The organism is Priestia sp. 40, assembly GCF_049368575.1.
Classification (GTDB): Bacteria; Bacillota; Bacilli; order Bacillales; family Bacillaceae_H; genus Priestia; species Priestia zanthoxyli.
This window is the reverse complement of the sequence record NZ_JBMPZA010000029.1, coordinates 50,045-73,009: the sequence shown is the minus strand read 5'-3', so window position 1 is coordinate 73,009 and position 22,965 is coordinate 50,045. Positions and strand designations below refer to the sequence as shown.

Here is a 22,965-nt window from a genome sequence, read left to right as displayed (position 1 = left end):
TATATCCGAGCTTTTGTTCTCGATTGTCTAATTCTACTCGAATCCCTTTCTTTCCTAGAGCTGCTTTAATCTCTTGTGCATATTCCTGATGAACTTTTAGAGACACTGGAATAACCTTTACTTGTACAGGTGCCAACCATGTTGGGAAGACGCCTCCAAAGTGTTCAATTAAAATGCCAAAGAAACGGTCAAGAGATCCAAAAATAGCTCGGTGAATTACCACTGGACGCTGTTTTTCGTTCTTTTCGTTAATATAATTCAAATCAAATTTTTCTGGTAGCTGGAAGTCTAATTGAATTGTTGCACATTGATGACTTCTTTTTAAGGCATCTTTAATATGAAAATCTATTTTAGGACCATAAAATGCTCCGTCGCCTTCATTCAATTTATAATCAAAGTTCAACTTTTTTAATACGTTTTCTAAGGAGTTTTCAGCAAGTTCCCATAAGCTATCCTCTCCCATGGAGTCTTCTGGTCGAGTTGAAAGTTCTATACTATATTCAAAACCAAATGTTTTATAGATATAATCCACTAATTCAATGACCGATTTAATTTCACTTTCAATTTGTTCAGGAGTAACAAAGATATGAGCATCGTCCTGACAAAACGTACGTACTCTTAATAATCCATTTAGAGCCCCACTGAATTCGTGACGGTGAACTTGACCGAATTCTCCCATTCGAATGGGTAAATCTCTATAGGAATGGAGCTTATTTTTAAAGATAAGCATATGACCAGGACAGTTCATGGGCTTTAATGCAAATTTAGCGTTATCCACTTCTGAAAAATACATATTATCCTTATAATGATCCCAGTGACCAGACTTTTCCCATAATTGTTGATTCATCATAAAAGGAGTACGTACTTCTTCGTAATTATGCTTTTCTTGAACGGATCGTAGGAATTGCTCCAGCTGATTTTTAACCATTTGTCCTTTAGCTAGATAAAAAGGCATTCCAGGTGCTTCATCAGAAAACATAAATAATTCTAGTTCATTTCCCAATTTTCTATGGTCTCTTTTCGCTGCTTCTTCTAGAAACATCAGATACTCATTTAACTGTTTTTGAGAACGAAAAGCTACGCCATATACACGTTGTAACATTTGGTTGTCGCTGTTACCTCTCCAGTATGCTCCTGATACTTTTGTTAATTTAAACGCCTTAACCATTCCAGTAGAAGGAAGATGTGGGCCTCGACATAAATCGAAAAATTCCCCCTGTTTATAAATCGTAACTGTTTCATTCATAGGAATATCACGTAATAACTCCAGTTTCAACTCGTCGTTTATCTCGCTAAATATTCTTTCAGCTTCACTACGTGTCACTTCAGTACGTTCAATAGGATGATTTTCATTAATAATTTTCTTCATTTCATGTTCGAGTTGTAGTAACTCATTAGAAGCAATCGTTGTAGAAAGATCCATATCGTAATAAAATCCATCTTCAATAACTGGTCCTACCCCTAACTTCACATTCTTATGTACTCTTTTTACTGCCTGAGCAAGTATGTGAGCTGTTGTATGCCTCATAATTTCTAGACCTTCGTCAGAATCTACTGTTAAAATTTCGATTTCTGCATTTTGATTAATGGCTCGATGCAAATCATACAATTCTCCATTTACTTTACCCGCAATAGCTTTCTTCTTTAGGCTAGAACTAATGGATTCTGCAATAGTATGTAATGTAATACCTTTTGAAAATTCTTTCTCATTTCCATCTAAAAAGCGAATTTGAATTAAATCTTTACTCATGATAACCTCTCCTATTTAAATAAAGTCAAAAAAAACATACTCATCCTTAAGTAAGGGACGAGTATGTTTTCACACGTGGTACCACCCAAATTCCCATCAATATAAATATATCGATGGCTCTGGTGCTGTAACGTCGCAAACGTTATTAATTACTACTAGTTCACTAATAAAGCTCCAAGGTGGTAAATTATTTCTCTTCCTTAAGGGCTCACAGCCAAAGACCCTATTCTCTGCAAAGAAGTATAAAAATAATTCATGTCCTTTTCGTTGCTTACCTATTTATTTTTCAACATAAAAAAACGCACTCATCCCTCTAACAGGGACGAGTGCGGTCGTGGTACCACCCTAATTTTATAAAACACTACAAGTGTTATATTCTCAAAAAGATAACGGATTTCCCGATTGCGGTTACTCTATCTACATATTTCCCCACAATAGCTCCAAGGTGGTAAATTATTTCTCTTTCTTAAGGGCTCACAGCCAAAGGCCCTATTCTCTGTAAAGAAATATAAAAATAATTCGTGTCCTTTTCAACGCTCAACATGTTTATTTCCAATAAATAGAATTATAATTTATACTATTTGTAAATGTCAATACTTAATTCTAAATATGTAATTAATTAGAATTAATTTCTGTTTTAAAAATATATCGAAATCCCCCCGCCAAAAACAAATTTAAAGGAATGAATATATGTATAAAAGACAGCCTTTTTATGCATTTACCTATCACTTAAGTATTGGAAGAACGTAGTCATATTAAGGAAGCCAAATATACTTCATTATTTTTTGTACCTTTAAAAACTGATTAACTGTACATTAAAAACAAGAAAATTCCTCATAGATTGAGGAATTTTCTTACCTATATTATAAGAAATGAAATTTTCATTCGCATCTACAAGACGTATTGGAACATTTATTGAGTATAAAAAGTAACTATTCAAACCATAAAATCGGCATTCTACGCTCTTAATTGGATTTTACAAGAACAATTATTGTTATACATTGAAAATCCAGTTATTGTTAAATAAGAACTTAACAACTTAGAGAGATAGGTGACTATATAATTGCAGAGATACAGATACAACAGTATGTTAAGGAAGGCTCTACTTGTAGATATAGAAGCAGTGAGAGAACTTATGATTGAAATAGGGTTAGAAGAAGGATTTACTAGCGATAATACGATTTTAATTAGTCAATTTGTAGACCAGTTATTAAATAAATTAGAAGAAATTAATATAAATGATTAATTGTCTATTTTTAATATATACGAAATAAAAAGCCACCCGGTATTTGCAGGACAGGTGGCTTTTTACTATAAAATGCATGTGCAAACACATTATAATATATTTACCATAAATAATATATTTTTCTTGATTTACATATGTATAAAAGGTGCATTTTTTATACATCTATTTCTAAAACGTCTATCTGAAAAACGTTGGTCTATCAAGGATGTATAAAAAGCTGCATAATCCGGAAAAAGAACCCTCGGCGTAACCGTTCTGCGACAAGGGTTCTTTTTTATGGTGTGTTCCTAAAAGAGACATTATGTTAACTATCTTTGTATATGGTATACATTATAAAAAATAAAATTTTTTTAAAAAAAATGGAGATAGTGAAACTTTTCGTGTGTCGAGACGACTCTAATTAATGAAAGGAGTGATAATACTGTGAAACATGATATACATACAGTAAAAAAAGCAATTAGTGGAGACGCTAGGGCTTTTGAAGAATTACTTTTCCAAGAAGAGAAATTGCTTTATTATAAAGCTCTTTCTTATGTTAGAACAAAGGAAGATGCCCTTGATGTCATACAAGAAACAGCATGCAAAGCCTTTCTGGCGATAGGTAAATTGCGAGAACCAGAGTATTTTTCAACTTGGCTATTTAAAATCCTTATTCGAGAGTGTTACAAGCTATTAAAGAAACGAGAACAAATTGTTCCTTATGAAGAACACGAATTATTAAGGAAGTTAGATGAGAAACAAGAAGAGGAAATTGAATCTTTTCATTTAACCCAGGCATTATCTACGCTTAATTCATCTTATCAAACATCTATTATCTTATTTTACTACCATGATTTATCAATCCAGGATATTTCGGACGTGATGGAAAAACCAGTTAGTACAGTAAAAACGTATCTACGTAGGGCAAAGAAAAAATTAAGAAGTGAATTGGAAAGGAGCTATAAATTAGATGAAAGAATTTCATGAGCAGGTAGAAAAGTTTCCTAAGGAACAAGTTCGTTCAGCTATTCAAGCAGGGATTGGTCAAGCACAAGAACTGATAACGGATAACAAAATAAGTTACAAGCATAGACATAGGATTAGCAACAGAAAACGGAAAGGCTTGTATGCTATGTCCAGTGTGGCGGTAGCCTTTGGACTATTAGTTGCTTCTTCCTATCAATCTCCAGCTTTAGCAAGCACATTGTCTCAAATACCTCTTATCGGTTCTGTTTTTGGAGACTCTAATTACGTTGGTTTAAAACAAGCTCAAAAAAATGGATTGGCCAGCCAAGTTGGAGAGACACAGACTGTCAATGGAATCTCTGTGACGCTTGAAGAAATTCTATACGATCAAAGTGGCATTAGGCTTAGTTACATTATAAAGTCAGACAAAAAATTAGAAGAATATTATTGCGGTAGTGGCATGGATTATACTGTAAATGGCGAGATAATTGGTGGATCGGGTGGATATGAAGAAAAGGTTCAATCACCTACAACTCGAACGGCCATTCAGGAAATAAATATATCTAAAGACATGCCAAATGCTTTCGAGCTTGGATTAATCCTACATGGACAAAAGGGGGAAACTTGGTATTTCTCAAATCCAGTCAAAAAAATTAAGGATATTAAGAAAGTTCCAATCCATTATTCACAAAATGTAGACGGCATCGGCCTTAATATCAAGGACTTATCTTTCAGTAAAACGGGGACGAGTATATCTTATGAGAGTTCTGAAAAAGGAGAGGACTTCGAAGCAAGTAGAGCTGGAAATATAGAACTTAAAATTGTTGATCAAGATGGTAAAAAGATTAAGAGTTATTCAGGTGGAGCAGAAGGTATACAGGTGAAAGATAAACTAGTGTTTACAAGTAATAAAAAGTTTGACCCACTCAGCTCAGATGTTACAGAATTGACTGTTACTCCTTATTTATTCCTTCCGTCAGACGGTGGAGGAGTTGAATACGATGAAAATGGTGAGTCAAAAGAGGTAGGATTTAAAGGTAGTTCTTCAAAACCTGTTAAATTTAAATCATTTAAGGTAAACATACCTCAATAAGTATACGCAGCTTTTAAGAAATAATTTTCAGCTCTTAAAAGCTGCGTTAATTATAAGGAATAGAACTCATTGTCCGTTTGCTCTAAAGAGGTTTAATAAGTTCTGTTCCTATAAATGGTTTTATGTTAAGTAAGGATATTAATTATAGAAGATATACGATAATAAGACGAAAAGCTTCCTACTCGTTAGGAAGCTTTTTTATAGAAAACAAACTTAGAATCGAATGATGTTTATCCTTTTGCCTTTATCGTAATATCGTCTTTTGAATCAAAAATTTCAATTACTTGACCCGAGGCCACAGTCCGTCCACCTTCACGAATAGCAAAACGAAGGCCTGGAGTCATGGCAATTGGGTGAATGAGTTCCACATATACCTCAGTGTTTTCACCAGGCATGACCATCTCTTCGCCATCTTTCAAATGAATAGCCCCTGTAACATCTGTAGTACGGAAGTAAAACTGCGGTCGATAATTCGTAAAGAAAGGTTTATGACGTCCTCCTTCTTCTTTCGACAACACATAGATAGCAGCTTTAAATTTAGTATGAGGAGATATTGATCGAGGTTTAGCAAGTACTTGACCACGCTGTATCCCCGTTTTATCAATACCACGAAGAAGTAAACCTACATTTTCTCCTGCTTCGGCTTCACTTAAGAGCTTATTAAACATTTCAATATCTGTACATGTAGTTTGGATTGTTTCCTTTATACCCACGATTTCAACTTCGTCATTCTTTTTTAGTATTCCTTGTTCGATTTTCCCTGTTACAACCGTGCCGCGTCCTTGAATAGAAAAGATATCTTCAATGGGCATTAAAAAAGGCTTGTCAATACTACGTGTTGGCTGGGGAATATAAGCATCCAAAGTATCCGTCAGCTCTGGTATGTACTCAGCATTTTGACCACTTTCTAGTTTCACCATGTCTTGATAAGCAGAACCTTTTATGATGGGGGTATCTTCTGGATATCCGTATGAAGTGAGAAGGTCAATAACTTCCATTTCTACAAGTTCAGCCAGTTCTGGATCTGCTAGATCCATTTTATTTAAGAACACAATAAGATTTGGCACTCCCGCCTGACGAGCCAAAAGAATATGTTCACGTGTTTGAGGCTCTATGCCACTATCGGCTGCCACAACAAGAATAGCTCCATCCATTTGATCTACCCCGGTTATCATATTCTTGACAATATCAGCATGACCTGGATTATCAATGAAAGCATAGTGGCGCGAGTCAGTTTCCCCTTCCACATGACGAGTATTAATCGTAATTCCTCGCTCTCTTTCCTCTGGTGCATTATCAATATCTGCATAGCTCATTTTTTTACCACCATGTTTCATTGCTAAAAAGGCCGAGATAGCTGCAGTTAAAGTAGTTTTACCATGATCAACATGGCCAATAAAACCAATATTAAGGTATGGCTTAGTACGTTCAAATACTGATTTAGGCATTTTGGTATCCCCCTGAAATTTAATAAGGTAAAGGACGTGCTTTAGTATGAGTAGTTATAAATAAACCTCTTCGTCTAATAATTACCTTATCATAGAATTTAATATATATTTTACCATAAATAATAGGGTTTAATTACTATGCTAGAAGTTATTTATAATAGTCTTGTCAAAGGCAACAGAAAGCATATTTTTATTGTTGCAGTCTATTTTTATATACAACTATTTCATTTGATATATATTTATATAGATTTTAACCTTAAGAGGTAATCTCATATAAAAAAGAACCCCTTGCTCATGTAGGCAAAGGGTTTTCAAACTTATTGGAATAGGGGGAATATGTTATCAGTTTGGCCAAATTTGTAGATTCATATACATATATTCTTAAAAATAAATGTTTTGATGGTCTTTGTTTTTAGAAAGCTACCTTACTTAAGTTTTGTTTTTATTTAAGTAATTACTAAAGTATTTTATTTATTATTCATGTTTCACTATTTATACTAACCGACGATAAATATGGGCTTTTTCTAGAACTCTCGCGATTCTAAAAAGGGCTACTTTCACGGGCAATGCACTATTAAATAAATGAGGTAAAGCAAGTAACATCCGTGTTCAAGTAGCCCCCCTTATGCTCAATCCCACAATCTAGAATAGGTATGAATCAAAGAAATCATACTCTCCATAGCTGGAGAAACCCATTTATCTTTATGATAAGCAATAAATGTCGAAACACCATACTGTTCATCATTAATGGTTTTTCCATTTAACATCTCATTTTCCAGCTCTTTTTTTACCGTAAAGTAAGGCAACATAGAAGTACCTAATCCACTAATTACACACTGTTTTATAGTTTCTACACTAGCAAAATCAACGCTCCGGTCTACTTCAATACGATGGTCCTCAATATAATCATCAAATATACTTTTGTAAGCACATGTTCGTTCCGTATACAGAACTGTCTTACTATTCTCTTTCTCTTCTAAAGGAGTCAATAATACCATTGGTTCTTGTTTAACCTTTTCAATGTGTAAGTCTTTTACTGTCCACTGATTTTTTTCTAAAGCTAAGGCTAAATCGATATTCCCTTGTTGAAGCTCTGATAGTATATTTCGATGGTCGATAGACTTAATTGATAAGTTAACCTTAGGGTGACTTTGGTTGTACTCAAGTAATATTTGAGGTAACCGACACGTGGTTAGAGCCTCTGATGCTCCAATTGTTAAATCACCTATAGGTTCATTGTTTTGATGGGCACGATCCTTAATTTCCGTATAAAGGTTAATAATTTTTATAGCATATGGAAAGAATTGTTTGCCAAAAGCAGTAAGGACTACTCGTTTTCCCAAACGATCAAACAACGGCTGGTTAAGTTCTGCCTCTAGCTCTTTAATATGATTCGTAACAGAAGATTGAGCGTAGCCTAGTTCATCGGCTGCTTTTTTAAAACCCTCTTTCTCTACGATGGTTTTAAAGGTCACAAGTTGTCGAAGCTCCATACTATATGTCTCCTTTTCGTTCGATTTTATTGAACGTTTTGTTCATTTATATCTATTTTACTAAATTGATACACCATATTACAATGTAACTGTATTTAGATTTCAAAGTGATTTAAGTTAGTAATTTGATTAGGCGATGTACTTCATGAGATATATGAAATAAAAAAATTAAGAGAAGGAGTTTTTAGAATGACTAATACAGGAAATTTATTTGAAACTGTGACCTTAGGCAATACTACATTAAATAATCGAGTTGGCGTGGCACCGATGACTCGTACAAGTGCAACAGAAGAAGGGTTAGTAACGGACCAAATGATTTCCTATTATACTTCTTTTGCGCAAGGGGGATTCGGTTTTATCATTACAGAAGGAACCTATATTGATGATCGATATAGTCAGACTTATTTTAAACAACCGGGTATTGTTTATGACAAACAAGCTCAAGAATGGAAGAAAGTCGTTGATTCTGTCCATCAAGCAGGCGCTAAAATCTTTATGCAAATCCAGCATACCGGACCACTTTCACAAGGGAATCGGTTTATGGAAGGAACGATTGCTCCGTCCGTTGTTCAACCAAAAGGAGAACAACTTGAGTTTTATGGGGGAAAAGGACCTTTTTCACTTCCAAAAGAAGCAACAAAAGAAGAAATTACAGATGTTATCAATGGATTTGTCAATGCAGCGAGACAGGCTCAATCCGTTGGGTTTGATGGAGTAGAAATACATGGGGCAAATGGGTACTTATTAGATGCATTTTTGACTGATTACACAAATCAACGTACAGATGAGTATGGAGGAACCACAGAAAACCGAGTTCGTTTATTAGTTGAAGTATCTAAAGCTGTACGTGAAGCTGTAGGTCCTGATTTCACAGTAGGAATTAGAATTTCACAAGGAAAGGTCAATGATTATGCACACAAATGGGCAGGAAAAGAGCAAGATGCTGCCATTATCTTTGGACAGCTAGGACAGACTGGTCTAGATTATATTCATGTGACGGAGTATCAAGCATGGCAGCCAGCCTTTGATACTAGTGATCTGTCTCTTGCAGCTTTTGCGAAGAAGTATGGAAGAATCCCAGTAATCGCAAATGGACATCTAGAGAATCCTTCTAAAGCTAATGATATGATAGCGCAGGGGGAAGCCGATGTGATTACGTTAGGAAAAGGAGCACTAGCCAATCATGATTGGGTTAGCAAAGTTAAAAATGAAAAACCATTGACAGAGTTCAACCAAGAAAAAGTGCTAAGACCCGATGCTAAAATTAAGGAATTTGAATTATAAACCTTTCCTATTATAGTAAGCTTATCCTTGTAGAAATCAATTAAAGAGTTGATTTTTGTTTAAGGAATCAACTCTTCTATGGTGGTACTATCGTTTTAGAAAGTAGGTATCATAAGAGTGCCTACTTATAGTAAATAGATGTTTATTGTGCAGTTATCTCAACTAGAAGAGGAGAGAAATATATGTCAAAACAGATCAGTACATTTAAGCATGGCGTTCCATGGGAAGAGTCATTTGGGTATAGCCAAGGGGTTCGAGTAGGAGATACTCTTTATGTTTCCGGCCAATTGTCACACGACGAGGAAGGCAATTTCATTGGAGAAGGTGATTTTGAAACTCAAGTAAGAACTACTTTTAAAAACATAGACAAAGTGCTTAATGCGTTTGGAGCAACGAAGAAAAATATTGTCGACGACACAGTATTGATCGTCAATTTACAAGAGAACTGGGAAGCCGCACAAAAACTTCACCTTGAATATTTCAAGGATCATCATCCAGCTAGTACAACGGTTGGAATATCGGCTTTAGCACTCCCAGAGCAGTTAGTTGAAATTCGAGTGACTGCTAGACTGGATTTAAATAGTTAGTACTTAAAAAATATTCATTCTTCTACATTTAATATCCTGGTTACAGTAAAGACCACTTTATAAGTAAATTATAAGGTGGTCTTATTTGGTTAATTTTTAATTATGTAACTTATATTCAAAACGAATAATTGATGTACTTTATGTATAGAGGTAAATAGATAAACTAACTTCTGAAAAATAAAGTTTTAATATTTACTTCATCTGACGACAAATATGGAGTTTTTCCACAAGTTATGTAAAAGGTATAACTATTTTTAATAAAGCACGTTACCTATTACTTCTGTTAATAACATTAAATTTAATTTACTCAAAAATCTATATTCCTTTTAATCTCGTATTATCTTTTATAAGATTATACGATTTATATATATAGAGAGAATAACGTTGTATTTTGTCGTCACTAAGAGTAAATTATAAAACTAAATATTTTCATAAAGTATTTTACTATTTACCTAACACAATAAGAGATATTAGAAAGTTAATCATAAAAATGAATAACTATTTAGTTATACTTTTTTTCTACCGATATAAAGTAAATACGATAAAACGCCTAAAATACTCAAACGATAATATGAAATATAAAAATATTACATATTATCGTTTGACGAAACGACTTAAATGTGATTTAATATGTAATATAGAAATATTTCAAAAAATACAATCTCTGGTTTAGGGGGTGATTCATTTGGAAAAAAGAGGATTAAAAGAGTTCGTAACATTCGTTCAAGGTATAAATCCAACGAGGGCGCAAAAACAGTTTGGTACTCAGGTAATAAATTATTATGATCAGCTGTCTTTTGAAGCTGATTATAATCATGAGGACGTATTAGTTGGAGATGAGCCAAAATCTTCGTCTCAAAATAACCTTTCATTAAATGAAGGTGATGTTGTTATCAGTAACTCATTACAGCTTGCAACAATGGTCGGTAAAAATAATATTGGTAAAGTGTTGTCCCTCAACTTTACAAAGATAGAGTTTAATAGCGAACAACTTGATAAGAGATATTTTCTTTTCCTGTTTAATGCCTACAAAGATGTGAGGCGACAAAAAGAAAGGGAGTTACAGGGGAGTGGTCCTGTTTTAAGAATTCCGCTTCGTGCTCTTGGGGAAATTATTGTTCCTGTTGCTTCAATCGAAGAACAGAAGAAAATAGGCGCTATATACGTAGAAACACTGAAGCTACAAAATAAGTTAAACACATATGCAGACTTGATTGAGCAGTTTACAAGCTCAATGATAGAAGAAACCTTAAAGGGGAACTAATCAAATGAAAAGTCAATCGGAAACAGCATTTGAAAATGAAGTCATCGATTATTTGACCAAAATCGGTGGAGTAAAACAATGGGAATACAAAAAAGACATTAAAACAACCGAACAGCTTTGGGATAACTTTAAAATGATCCTAGAACAAAACAATCGCGCTCGTTTAAATGAACCCTTGTCTGTCACTGAATTTAACCAGGTGAAGAAAATCATCACTAATATTGAATCACCATATCAGGCTGGACAATTTTTGTATGGTGTTAACGGTGTTTCTGAAATTGAAGTTGACCTTGACAATGGTAAGCATGTGTTTTTGACAGTATTCGACCAAGCCCAAGTAGGAGGCGGGAACACTGTTTATCAAGTGGTAAATCAAATTAGACGCCCAAAAGTAATTGATGGTAAGCCTAACCGTCGATTTGATGTGACGTTGCTTATTAATGGTTTGCCAATTATTCAAATCGAATTAAAGAAAGCACTTCACAGCGCTACAGAATCCTTGAACCAGATGGAACAGTATATTGCTGAAAAACAATACAGTGGTATCTTTTCAACCTTGCAGATTCTAATCGCAATGACGCAGTTTGATATTCGTTACATGGCTAATACCCCACTTCGAAGCTTTAACCGAGCTTTTGCATTCAACTGGCAAAACGAAGATGATGCTCGCCCAATTCGTTCATGGAAGACGTTTGCAGATAAAGTGTTGTCCATTCCAATGGCTCATGATTTGGCAACACGATACATGATACTTGATGGTACAAAAAACAAAGAAAGTATCAAAGTAATGCGTCCTTATCAAGTCTATGCAACAAAGCGTGTGCTTGACAAAGTTAGAAAGTTTGACTTCAAATATGACGATGGTAAATTGGGGTACATTTGGCATACGACAGGCTCAGGTAAAACAATCACCAGTTTTAAGACAGCGTGGCTTGCAAGCCGTCTATCTAATGTACATAAAGTTGTCTTCTTGGTTGACCGAATAGCACTTACCAACCAAACAGCTGATGCCTATAAAGCCTATGATCCTGTTGCGAGCTTTGAAGGAAAAACTGGTGTCGTGGGTGACACAGCCAATATTTCAGACCTCCATCGCAAACTAACGAAGAAAAGTGATAAGAACATCATTGTGACAAGTATCCAAAAGATGTCGCGTTATGTAGCCCGGGACATCTTCAAGCCACTTAATGAAAATATTCTGTTTATTGTTGATGAAGCTCACCGTTCAACTGGTGACGGTAATGAAAGTGAAGGTATGCTTGAAACAATCCGAAAAGCTATTCCTAATTCTGCATGGGCGGGCTATACCGGTACACCAAAATTCCCTAAAACACGAGATATCTTTGGTGAACTACTACATGCATATACCATTAAAGAAGCTATTGCTGATAAAAACGTCTTAGGGTTTAACGTTGAATTCAAGGAAACTATAGAAGCTCCCGAAGACCCTACAGAAGATGATATCGATGATAACGTTCGTGGTAGTGTTTACGACTATAGTCCAGAACATGTGGAGTTGGTAGTTAAAGACATCTTCGATAACTGGAAGAAACGTTCAAATGACCATAAATATAATGCCTTGTTTACAGTCCATGTTGGCGGTAACAAAGCAAGTACACCAAGAGCAATGGAATACTTCGATAAGTTCGCGGAAGAGAATGCGAATCGTCCAGCAGATAAACGACTAAAAGTTGCAGTGAGTTTCTCGGCAGATACATCCAATAGTATTCATCAACTAAAAACGAACGAAAACTTGCACATAGCCATTAGAGCCTATAACGCAACGTTTGGCACAGCTTTTGATATGACGACAGTTAAAGCATACACAGAAGACTTAGCACGTCGGCTTAACAAGACAGCTGATGATGGTAACTATTTAGATTTGGTAATCGTTGTTGATCAACTTTTGACCGGTTTTGATGCTCCTGAAATGAATACACTCTATATTGACCGAACGCTTAAGGGTGGCAACTTGATTCAGGCTTACTCACGTACAAACCGAATGCATAACCTTGTTGATAAGCCTTGGGGAAATGTCGTGAATTATCGTTGGCCAGAGCAAAACGAGTATGAAATGAATAAGGCTTTTGCTATCTATTCAAATCGTGCATCTGCCAACGAACAGCTTCCACTTGAAGACTTGAAGAAAAGAAATGAAGAGTCGGGTATCACTTCCAAACCATTTAGCAAGGTTCAAGCTGAGATGCAAGGAGTCATCAAGAAGCTCCTAAAGCTCACAGACGATTTTGTACAATTACCACCAAGTGAAAAAGCACAGGATGAAGTTTTTGAGAATCTGAAAGAATATAATCGCTTGTTGAGTCAGTTGAAACAATATACCGAAGATGATGACAAAAATCCTATTTCAGCCTATGATAATCCTGAAGAGTTCTATGAACGTCTAGGTATTACTGAAGAGCAGGAAGTCATTTTAACAACTGTAATCGCCGGTGAGTTGAAAGAACGACGTGCAAAGCGAGAAGACATTGATATTTCGCAAGTCAATCTCACTATGGTTCATGTTCACGATGTTACCATCAACTATGATTATTTAATTGAATTGATCGCCCAGATGGCTGACGAAGTTCACGCGGACGATATGTCGAAGGCGGAAAGTACACGTGATGAAATCCATCTTGAAATTGCCAAGTCTGACAATGAAAAAGAAAAATCTAAGATGCGTAACTTTGTATCTAAAATTTTCTCAAAAGAGTTTGAATTTGATGATTATCCAGCACCTCGAAGTGTTGAAAAAATGAATCAAGCGATGGACAAATCGCAAAAAGATACAAATATTCAACTTGTAACGAACTTCATACGTACTTGGGGACTTGATAACAGCATAAAACCTAAGGAACTTGAAAACTTAATTAAGAAACACCGTTTAGGTCAAGAGGATATGGATAAACAAGGTGAGCTAACAGCAATCATGAATGACGCAAGAGCTGATTATAAAGAAATTGCAGCTGAAAATATTGCAAAATTGACCTGGGTACGATATCGCATCGAATTCCGTAAGGCATTTTACGAAATGGCTGACGAAATTAAGAATGGAGAATAGTCAAGTAATAAAATTAAGTAGACTACAAAGAGGAGAACAGAAATGAGCGATAAAATAACAAAGTCACCTCAATTCAGATTTACAGGATTTTCCGATGCTTGGGAACAGCGAAAGTTGGGAGAAATGCTAAAAGAATTTAGTATTAAGACAAAGACTGAAAATGAATATACTGTTCTATCAAGTACAAATTCTGGGATGGAAATTAGAAATGGTCGAGTCTCGGGGACATCAAACTTAGGATATAAAATTATTGAAGATGGTGATTTAGTACTGTCCCCACAGAATCTTTGGCTTGGAAATATTAACGTTAATGACATTGGTAAAGGACTTGTATCACCTAGCTATAAGACGTTTAAGTTTGTAGATTTAGATAGCCAGTTCATCGAACCACAACTTAGACTTCCAAGAATGTTGGAAGAGTACAAAAATGCTTCGACACAAGGAGCGAGTGTTGTTCGTCGAAATCTTGAATTAGAGTCGTTTTATCAAATCCCTATACGAGTACCTAGTTGGAAAGAACAAAAAAAAATAGGTTCATTTTTCAAACAACTGGACGATACCATCACCCTTCATCAGCGCGAGTTGGAACTGTTGCAGGATACGAAAAAGAGTCTGCTTCAAAAAATGTTTCCGAAAGATGGATCTGATGTTCCTGAAATCAGATTTGCAGGATTTACCGATGCTTGGGAACAGCGTGAGTTGGGGGATGTTGTAAAAATAGTCGGTGGAGCCACACCTTCAAAAGCAAACAAGGCCTACTGGGGTGGTGAAATTGTTTGGCTCTCATCACAGGAAATTAAAGGTAGATACGTTTCGGCGGGGACTTATACGATAACTGAAAAAGCTGTGCGTGAATCAGCTACAAAAGTTGTTCCAGCATTCACTCCACTAATTGTCTCAAGGAGCGGAATTCTTGCTCGAAAATTTCCAATTACCCTTCCAACAGTTGATGTTGCAATAAACCAGGATATTAAGGCTCTGTTCTTTGATAATGAGATATTAGAAACAGACTTCTTCGTCAGCCAACTTGAAATGAAAGAAAATATGATTCTCACTTCAATAGTTAAGACGGGGACAACTGTACAATCCGTTAATGTGCCAGACTTTGAAAAACTAATTATTTCGATTCCATCTGTTCAGGAACAGCAGAAAGTCGGTAAGATATTTAAGGACTTGGGCAACCTCATCACCCTTCATCAGCGTGAGTTAAATTTGCTTGAAAATTTAAAGAAATCACTACTTCAACAAATGTTTATATAAGAAAAGGAGATTACACAAATGAGTAATGCAAAAGATATTACATCAAGTCTATGGGGAATGGCTAACAAACTGCGTGGAACTATGGATGCAAGTGAGTATAAGAATTATATTTTACCATTTATGTTCTATCGCTATTTATCAGAGAATCAAGATGAATACTTAAAAGCCAATGATTTGGAAGAGTTCTACGAAGTGACAGATGACACTGAAAAAGAAGATTACCTTGAAGAAATCAGTAAAGGTATCGGATATGCGATTGACCCAGCCTATACCTGGGACAAAATCGTATCAAAAATTGAAAATCACAAAATCAAAGCTAGCGATTTCCAAGATATGTTTGACTCGTTCAACACAAATGCCAAACGTAACCCAGTCGCAGAAGCCGACTTTGCTAACGTATTCTCAGATATTAACCTCGGGGACACACGTCTAGGTTCAAATACAAACGAACGTGCAAAGGCTTTAAATGATATCGTTTTGATGATTAACGAGTTCACTTTCAAAGACGACTCAGGGCATGACATTCTGGGTGACGTTTATGAATATTTAATTGGGCAATTTGCTGCCTATGCTGGTAAAAAAGGTGGGGAATTCTATACACCTCATGAAGTTAGTCAAATCCTAGCAAAGATTGTCACAATTGATGCAGCTGGTACTGGCGAACAATTTCGAGTATATGACCCTACAATGGGATCAGGTTCACTTCTTTTGACAGTTCAAAGAGAATTGCCAAATGGTGATAAAGAAGGAAGCGTGGAGTTTTACGGTCAAGAGTTGAATACGACAACTTATAACTTGGCTCGCATGAACTTAATGATGCATGGCGTTAACTATCGAAATATGGAGTTGAAACGTGCAAACACACTTAATGCTGACTGGCCATTTGCTGAAAAAGATGGCACACAAATTCCTTTGAAGTTCGACGCAGTCGTGGCTAATCCCCCATATTCTCAAAAATGGGATACAAAAGACGTTGATCGAGATAAAGACACACGTTTCAAGGGTTATGGTGTAGCACCTGCATCAAAGGCAGATTATGCCTTTGTTCTTCATGGTCTTTACCATTTGGATAAATCCGGAACAATGGCAATTGTGTTGCCACATGGTGTACTTTTCCGAAGTGGCTCTGAAGGTAAAATCCGCAAAAATATCATAGACAATAATCTATTAGATACTGTTATTGGACTGCCAGCTAATTTGTTCTATGGCACAAGCATCCCAACCTGTGTGCTGGTGTTCAAAGGTCGTGAGGCTCGCAAGAGTAAAGATATTTTGTTTATTGATGCTTCAAATGAGTTTAAAAAAGGAAAGAACCAAAACAAACTCACTGCTGAGAACATCAACAAAATTATCGAAACTCATAGTAACCGTAAAGACGTTGAAAAATATGCTTATGTGGCATCTTTGGATGAAATTAAAGAAAATGATTACAATTTGAACATTCCACGTTATGTCTACACATTTGAAGAAGAAGAAGCTATTCCACTTTCACAAGTGGCTCAAGAGTTGACAGAAGTAAAAGCAGATATTACAAATTCGTATGATAAATTGCTTGATCTTTTAAACGAGTTGAACGGGACAACCAATGAAGCTAAAGAAGAGCTGAGTAAATTTATCAGTCTTTTAGGTAAGTAATAGTGTTAGAAAAGAGCTAAGGTAGATTTAAACCTTGGCTCTTTTCACAAACACTTGAGAACAGCGTAAGTTGGGGGACTTAGCTGATATTATATAAGGCTTCAGTACATGCCATGTTCGTACCAACTTGATATTATAATCCATTTGAAGAAATGTCTATATTTCAAAAACTATAATAAATACTTTAGCATCTTACAATTAATTTAAATATCTTGTCCGTAAAAGTATACCTTTTAGGATTATCTATATATATTTTTTACTTCTGATAATCTGAACTATGGTGTAACAAGAAGTCTTATTCTCACAGTGTATCTGACACTTTTCTCTTTAGAGATAGTCCATTTTCTTACTTGATGGATGTGTGGTAGTACCACATGTAGTAAATTATCTATGTATTTATGAAGATAGTATAGTAAAAAAGTAACAAATAAGCCTTTTCTTGTAGTATATTAGATTTGTAGTGGCTAATGATATCTGTACCTTAAAGGTGGTAAAGTTACTGTCATTCAAAATTAAAGGTGGAGGATCATGAACAATATATTTTTTATGCTTGTATCATTTGCTTGTATCATTTTTTTTATTGAACATCTTACCAAGATACTAGCTCACAACAACTTTAAAGACATAGAAAAGCTAAAACGTAAGACGAGACTTTACGTAATTACTATTTTACTAATGGGGATATTTCTATATCTTTTTCTTATAGGTAACTTATTTGAATTATTGGGTAATCCTCAAGGCGGGGGATTAGCAACTTATGTTGTCTTTATCGTAGCTTTTATTTTATTCTTCTTTTTCTTAAAATACAGTACATATGCAGAAAAAAAACAGAGAGAAAGATTAAATCAAATGAGGGATAAAAGATTATGAAATTATAATAAATAACATTTATATTTTGAGTGATTTAGTTAATATGAAATTTTACATAACTATAATTATGTTAACTAGATATGCATTGAAATTTGATGCGTAAGGAAGTAGATATAAATATTTGAGAAATATCAATAGCTGTTGTCCATAGTAACAATGGAAATATGGTAGTAATAAGCAAAAACTATAGAAATAATTGGAGTGCAGTAGATGACTACTTTTAAAGAACGTATAGAAAATCATTGGTTACCAATTGGAATTGCCTTAGTAATTGCATCAGTAGCAATTACTTATGGGATTGTTACTGCTTTAATTATTGGTCCTAAAGATGAAAAAATCTCTGATTTAAAGGACACTATTCAGGAGCAAAAGGAAGAACTGTCTAATTATAAAAATATCGATGTAAACAAGGATGTTTTATCAGAAAAAACTGTGATGGAAGGGGAAAGTATAGCACTTTTTGATAATAAGGTTTCTGTGTATCTGGAAGAGGTTAATTATGAAGATACAGCAGTACTTGTAGTCTCATCAAGTGAACAAAAGCCTCAAACTGTAGAAGTTGAATTGTCTAATCCTCAAGTAGAAATTGATTATGGAAAAAAGAAGTTCACTTTTAACCTTCTTGATATTAGAGGTAATATGATTGATTTTACAATTTCTAATCTTTATAACGATTAGAAGCATCTAGGGGGAAAATAGTTGAACTGCAATTTTATAATAGGATTTTGGTCTGAAGTAACTCCAGATGCTTGGATTCAAACGATAGGTACAATTATTGGATCGTTTTTAGGGGCTTATCTGGCAGGTAAATATGCAATTAACGTAATGAAAGAACAATTTAGAAGGCAGCAAAAAGATAAAAATGAAGAATTTATTAAGCAGATAACTAACTTTTCTTCATCTGTTAGGGTGATAATATTTGAGTTTGGGGAAATCTTAGAGCTATTAGATAAAGAAAATAAAGAATACGCTGATATTCAGAAATTTCAAAGCCATACATTTAAGATTGATGAGTATCTTGAAAAATTACTTACGATTGATGAAAAAGCTTTTTCTGTTGATACGTATATTACTTGTAAACAAATGTTGTCCAAAATTAAATCAGCTAAAACGATTGCAGCAGGTTTAGTGGGACTAAGTAGTACCGAGCTAGATCCTCAATTAAAAAAGTTGTTAGAGACGGATGTTCAATTTTTAAGCTCAGAGTTAAAGAGGTTAGAAAAGCTAAAAGATATAATGTGGGATTATTTAGACGGGGGTAAATAGAAAATGACTATTAATATCTATTATGTTAAGTGATCAACGCTATAATTACGGTCTAGGGGATGAAGAAAAGTATCATACAGATGGTAACGAAAAGTTGATTAACTTAAAAAATATGGGTTGGGCTACTGGATCTGGTTTATATAACTTTGTTTATCCATTCAATGAAAAACTTTCTAATGCTGAAATAAGTCATACAGGTCAAATTATTAAGCTATTTAAGGAAACGATGAATAAAACTTTAGAAGACTCCCATCAATACAGCGAACGCATGGAAACTACTACAGTCGGATTTTCATATCTTGGTAGGAATGCCGGGCAGACAGGATATGAATTTCAAATAGGCTTTTTAACTAAACAAAGTGTTGAGGATGGAATAATGGCAGTTATACCTCCTGATGCTCTAAAGATTATTTCTCCAGAAGATTTTGAAGGGGGAATTTCTAATTTAAAGGCTTTGAATAAACCTGAAAATGAAAATTCGGAAGAAGATCACTTCTTAAAAACTATTCGAATATTTTTAGAAGTATTTGATGAGCTATCTAAGGATTCTAAAAAAGCTAGTAGGGAATGTGACATGGGTATTCATAAATGTTTAGAAGACGGAGTCTATAAAGCTAAATTATCAGGTCATGTAAATGATTTGCTGGATAAATTAAATGAAGGCGTAATTAGCGATTACTTAGAAGTAGTTGAAAAGATAAAAAGCACCAGTTTAGGTGCTTTTTATTTTAAAAACTATATATAATAGGTTTTTTTGCTACATAATAAAGACAGGAAGTGAAAAACGGAAAATAACTTACTAAGAATATCAGCAGCAGATTCAACTATGAATAAGGCTATTACAAAGGTTATATTAGAAATTTTAGTCGAAAACGGATCAACTTCATTTGAAGAATTAGGGCAAAGAATTACTAAAGAATGTAAAGAAGAGCAAGCGGAATTTGATCAATAGCCAAAAGACGTTACCTTGGAAGGTGTAATGGAAGTTCTAGGGCAATAGAATTTTAAACATTCTTTTAAGGTTTTTTTTATCTATATAATTCAAACTCAAGTTCATTTATGTAGTTCTTAATCCAAAACATCGTTTTTTATTTTTTAAAGGGGATAGGACATTGAAAGATTTTATGCCGATTTTAGGTGTTTTATTAGGGTTTTTATTAGCATGGCTTAAAGAGTATCTACAAAATAAACCAAAGTTGAAATTTGAGATGAAGAATTTAAACCTTTCGCAATACACAGGTAAAGATATAAACGGTAAAGAAATTTTACCTTCTCCTATAGGTGGGACACATTCAGATATAGAGGTGCTTTTTAGTGTTTTTAATGTTGGTAAAGCTACTACAGGTATTGTAGATTTTTTTATGGATTTTAAAGTTAAAGACCAGTCATACAACATAGCTCCTAATGTGAAAGTTCTATATGAAGAAAAAGTAGCTGAACGTGGATCGCTGAATATTTCTCCTGGAACAGTAGAAACAGTTAAAGTTTCAACCACAATCGAATATGATGATGGAACGGAATTTTATTTCCAAAAGTTAGACCCAATCGATTTTAGAATTATTGCTAGAGATATATATGGAAAAAAATATGTAGTATGTACAAATCGTTTTGATTGGAGAACAAAAAGAGCTGGATAGAATACTATCACCCTTGAAATTTAAGGGGAAGTAAAAGTGTATGACATATACAACATGGATTTGTAATTTACCGTTATTAGAAACTTATGAAATAGTATTTTTACATTATTGCTTACTTTAGCTGTTTTTTAGAATTTATTGGTATAATTATAAGCATATTATCATCAGGGGGCTTTATATAATGGATATAAATTTACAGAGAGTAATAAATAAGATTAGAAGAGACGGTATTACATTATGGGCAGGGGCTGGCTTATCTCTTTATGCAGGATTACCTACGGGAAAAAGATTAGCAGCTGATATAGTGAAAGAAATGCCTAAAGAATATCAATCTGAGTTTAAGGAAAGAACATTACCTGAAGTTGCAGAGGCCTTTGTGCAAATGAATAATGGTTCAACATTAGAAGTTTTTCAGATAATTAATTCTCATTTAAAAAAGAAACCAAACAGTATTGAATATCACGAAAAATTAGCAGAAATCCCTCAAATAAAACAAATTGTCACAACCAACTATGACAATTTATTTGAAAAAGCTTATGATGAATCTAAGCTTTCCGTAATACTTGAAAATTCTCATATACCCCTGGCAAATACGCCTGTTAAATTATATAAAATTCATGGAGATATGAGTCACCCTAACTCAGTTGTACTAACAACATCTAATTATAATAATTTCTTCTCATTTACAAATCAGAATCAGTCTCTTTGGAATAAAGTTACTTCTTTAGCAGATGAAACTTCCTTCCTATTTTTAGGTTACTCACTTGAAGATCCAAATGTAATTAAACTATTAGATGAGTTAACTGAACGAGTGGGGAAATTCCGACATGAAAACTTTTTAGTAGTTCCCAATTTACCAGAATATAAAGTACAAAACCTTATCAGAAAAGGAATTACTTATATAAACATGACTGGGGAAGAATTTATAGATGCAGCTCATTCTGAAATAATTTCAAAAGTTGTGGAAGATTATGAAGCTGGTTTTCTACAACCAGCAGAAGTAGATGAATTATTACAAAAACGAGATATTGAGGCTAAATTTGAATATAAAGAAGGAAAATCTTCTTTAGTTGAATTTGGGACTAAAGATGAAGAGGAACCTTTAAATTTAAAATTTGATATAAGAAAAGAAGAGCATAACTCTTTTATGAATTTTTTAACGAATGATATTGAAAATCAAGAAATGGACATTAGTGGGGAAGCTATAAGTAATATTATATCGGAGTATAAAGGAATACTCTTTCCACCATTCGATTCCTCTACCGAAAAAATGAATATGAGAGTTATAAAATATCCAGATAGAACTTTAGAGGGTAACTTTGTAATAAAAGAAACAAATGAGATTATAGAAGATATTAAAGTTCATATATTTAAAACGATAAATGCAACCAGAATCAAATTTATTCATGAATCATTTACTATAGAATCAATTATTAAAACCGTTGAGGATGTTTCAACACAGACAATTAATATTTCATTTAAACACTCAGGAAATCTTGCTAGAGATTACAAAGTAAGTACCTTTTTACAAAATTGGTTTATAAATGGTTATACTATAATTTTTAATAATTTCACTGATAAAAATGTATTTCCTCTCCAAAGTCCAAAAGACACAGTAGTAGCAGAAAATGAACAAGGGATTGCTCTTATAGATCAAGTAAATTTCTATGCCACACTTTATAAAAACGTATTTGAAGTTCAAAATCACTTTGGAGTATACTTTACTATCCCTGAAAAGCTGAATAAAGAAGATAAAGAAGCTTTAAACAAGGCACTTATGGTTGTAAATAAACAAAAGCATAAAGTAAATTCTTTTAATGTTGGCGTAAGTGCAGAAGATAATAAAGAAACAATTAATAATCTATTAGAAAATGAAAGCTTGCCGTTTAAACATGTAATTGATAAATCTGCAGAAGTCACTATTTTTGGACAAAAAATTGTTTTAGGAGAAAGTTTCGTAGAAACATTAGATGGATATCTAGAAAATAACAATGAGGTTGTTAAGCAACTTGAAGAAGGTTTAGACATGATTGATCTTATTATTAAAAGTAAAAGTGATGAAATGTACTTTGGTTACCAAGAAAAGAAAGATGCAGAAAAATAAAGGTGAAAATCAAAAGAAGAGG

At 34.1% G+C, this 22,965-nt stretch carries 19 protein-coding genes and 2 other annotated features; of the genes, 16 read left to right on the top strand and 3 right to left on the bottom strand.

The genetic code is table 11. The annotated features are described in order from the left end of the window. The coding region (gene thrS, locus ACO1DI_RS28600) for a threonine--tRNA ligase (RefSeq protein WP_423145841.1) at positions 1 to 1,750 on the bottom strand (1,750 nt) is incomplete at its 3' end. Between the two features lie 50 nt (positions 1,751 to 1,800). Next, positions 1,801 to 2,027, bottom strand: a binding site (T-box leader). A 38-nt stretch (positions 2,028 to 2,065) separates the two neighbouring features. Then, positions 2,066 to 2,293 (bottom strand) — a binding site (T-box leader). A gap of 544 nt (positions 2,294 to 2,837) precedes the next feature. Between thrS and ACO1DI_RS28595 the strand changes: the two genes are divergently transcribed. The 3 genes from ACO1DI_RS28595 (at position 2,838) to ACO1DI_RS28585 (ending at position 5,034) form a co-directional block, all read left to right on the top strand. After that, a complete protein-coding gene (locus ACO1DI_RS28595) occupies positions 2,838 to 2,996 on the top strand; it encodes a Spo0E family sporulation regulatory protein-aspartic acid phosphatase (protein WP_423145843.1) in 159 nt (52 codons plus the stop codon). A 423-nt stretch (positions 2,997 to 3,419) separates the two neighbouring features. Beyond that, positions 3,420 to 3,962: a sigma-70 family RNA polymerase sigma factor gene (locus ACO1DI_RS28590; RefSeq protein ID WP_154974530.1), complete on the top strand. Its 543-nt coding sequence runs from the start codon at positions 3,420 to 3,422 to the stop codon at positions 3,960 to 3,962. Continuing rightward, positions 3,946 to 5,034 (top strand): DUF4179 domain-containing protein, encoded by a 1,089-nt coding sequence (locus tag ACO1DI_RS28585; protein WP_154974533.1) that lies wholly within the window; start codon positions 3,946 to 3,948, stop codon positions 5,032 to 5,034. The genes ACO1DI_RS28590 and ACO1DI_RS28585 overlap by 17 nt, the downstream gene beginning before the upstream one ends. Before the next feature lie 230 nt (positions 5,035 to 5,264). On the opposite strand, the gene tuf is transcribed toward ACO1DI_RS28585, so the two are convergent. Together tuf and ACO1DI_RS28575 are read right to left on the bottom strand one after the other, a co-directional pair. Continuing rightward, complete coding sequence (tuf, locus tag ACO1DI_RS28580; RefSeq protein WP_423145840.1) at positions 5,265 to 6,482, bottom strand: elongation factor Tu; 1,218 nt, start codon at positions 6,480 to 6,482, stop codon at positions 5,265 to 5,267. 629 nt (positions 6,483 to 7,111) lie between these two features. Then, the gene (locus ACO1DI_RS28575) at positions 7,112 to 7,975 is read right to left on the bottom strand and encodes a LysR family transcriptional regulator (protein ID WP_423145839.1); all 864 of its coding nucleotides are present in this window, start codon (positions 7,973 to 7,975) and stop codon (positions 7,112 to 7,114) included. A gap of 189 nt (positions 7,976 to 8,164) precedes the next feature. Here ACO1DI_RS28575 and ACO1DI_RS28570 point away from each other — a divergent pair, with 189 nt between their 5' ends. The 13 genes from ACO1DI_RS28570 (at position 8,165) to ACO1DI_RS28510 (ending at position 22,943) form a co-directional block, all read left to right on the top strand. Beyond that, on the top strand, positions 8,165 to 9,259 hold the full coding sequence (locus ACO1DI_RS28570; RefSeq protein WP_423145838.1) for an NADH:flavin oxidoreductase: 1,095 nt from the start codon (positions 8,165 to 8,167) through the stop codon (positions 9,257 to 9,259). 182 nt (positions 9,260 to 9,441) lie between these two features. Then, positions 9,442 to 9,846, top strand: coding sequence for a RidA family protein (locus ACO1DI_RS28565; RefSeq protein WP_311265227.1), 405 nt, complete (start codon positions 9,442 to 9,444; stop codon positions 9,844 to 9,846). Between the two features lie 685 nt (positions 9,847 to 10,531). Continuing rightward, positions 10,532 to 11,110 carry a restriction endonuclease subunit S gene (locus ACO1DI_RS28560; RefSeq protein ID WP_274582760.1) on the top strand — a complete coding sequence of 193 codons (579 nt, stop codon included), beginning with the start codon at positions 10,532 to 10,534 and terminating at the stop codon, positions 11,108 to 11,110. A gap of 4 nt (positions 11,111 to 11,114) precedes the next feature. Continuing rightward, complete coding sequence (locus ACO1DI_RS28555) at positions 11,115 to 14,171, top strand: type I restriction endonuclease subunit R (protein ID WP_423145837.1); 3,057 nt, start codon at positions 11,115 to 11,117, stop codon at positions 14,169 to 14,171. Positions 14,172 to 14,213: 42 nt separating this feature from the next. Beyond that, a complete protein-coding gene (locus ACO1DI_RS28550) occupies positions 14,214 to 15,431 on the top strand; it encodes a restriction endonuclease subunit S (RefSeq protein ID WP_423145836.1) in 1,218 nt (405 codons plus the stop codon). 18 nt (positions 15,432 to 15,449) lie between these two features. After that, positions 15,450 to 17,066, top strand: a complete 1,617-nt coding sequence (locus ACO1DI_RS28545) for a type I restriction-modification system subunit M (protein ID WP_274582763.1) — start codon at positions 15,450 to 15,452, stop codon at positions 17,064 to 17,066. Between the two features lie 528 nt (positions 17,067 to 17,594). Then, positions 17,595 to 17,936: a hypothetical protein gene (locus ACO1DI_RS28540; RefSeq protein WP_423145835.1), complete on the top strand. Its 342-nt coding sequence runs from the start codon at positions 17,595 to 17,597 to the stop codon at positions 17,934 to 17,936. 210 nt (positions 17,937 to 18,146) lie between these two features. Then, positions 18,147 to 18,614 (top strand): hypothetical protein, encoded by a 468-nt coding sequence (locus ACO1DI_RS28535; protein WP_423145834.1) that lies wholly within the window; start codon positions 18,147 to 18,149, stop codon positions 18,612 to 18,614. A gap of 21 nt (positions 18,615 to 18,635) precedes the next feature. Continuing rightward, positions 18,636 to 19,202, top strand: a complete 567-nt coding sequence (locus ACO1DI_RS28530) for a hypothetical protein (protein ID WP_423145833.1) — start codon at positions 18,636 to 18,638, stop codon at positions 19,200 to 19,202. 22 nt (positions 19,203 to 19,224) lie between these two features. Continuing rightward, positions 19,225 to 19,947, top strand: coding sequence for a hypothetical protein (locus ACO1DI_RS28525; RefSeq protein WP_423145832.1), 723 nt, complete (start codon positions 19,225 to 19,227; stop codon positions 19,945 to 19,947). A gap of 81 nt (positions 19,948 to 20,028) precedes the next feature. Next, positions 20,029 to 20,154, top strand: coding sequence for a hypothetical protein (locus ACO1DI_RS28520; protein ID WP_423145831.1), 126 nt, complete (start codon positions 20,029 to 20,031; stop codon positions 20,152 to 20,154). A 160-nt stretch (positions 20,155 to 20,314) separates the two neighbouring features. Then, positions 20,315 to 20,839 (top strand): hypothetical protein, encoded by a 525-nt coding sequence (locus ACO1DI_RS28515; RefSeq protein ID WP_423145830.1) that lies wholly within the window; start codon positions 20,315 to 20,317, stop codon positions 20,837 to 20,839. Between the two features lie 181 nt (positions 20,840 to 21,020). Beyond that, complete coding sequence (locus ACO1DI_RS28510; protein ID WP_423145829.1) at positions 21,021 to 22,943, top strand: SIR2 family NAD-dependent protein deacylase; 1,923 nt, start codon at positions 21,021 to 21,023, stop codon at positions 22,941 to 22,943. Positions 22,944 to 22,965: the final 22 nt, after the last annotated feature.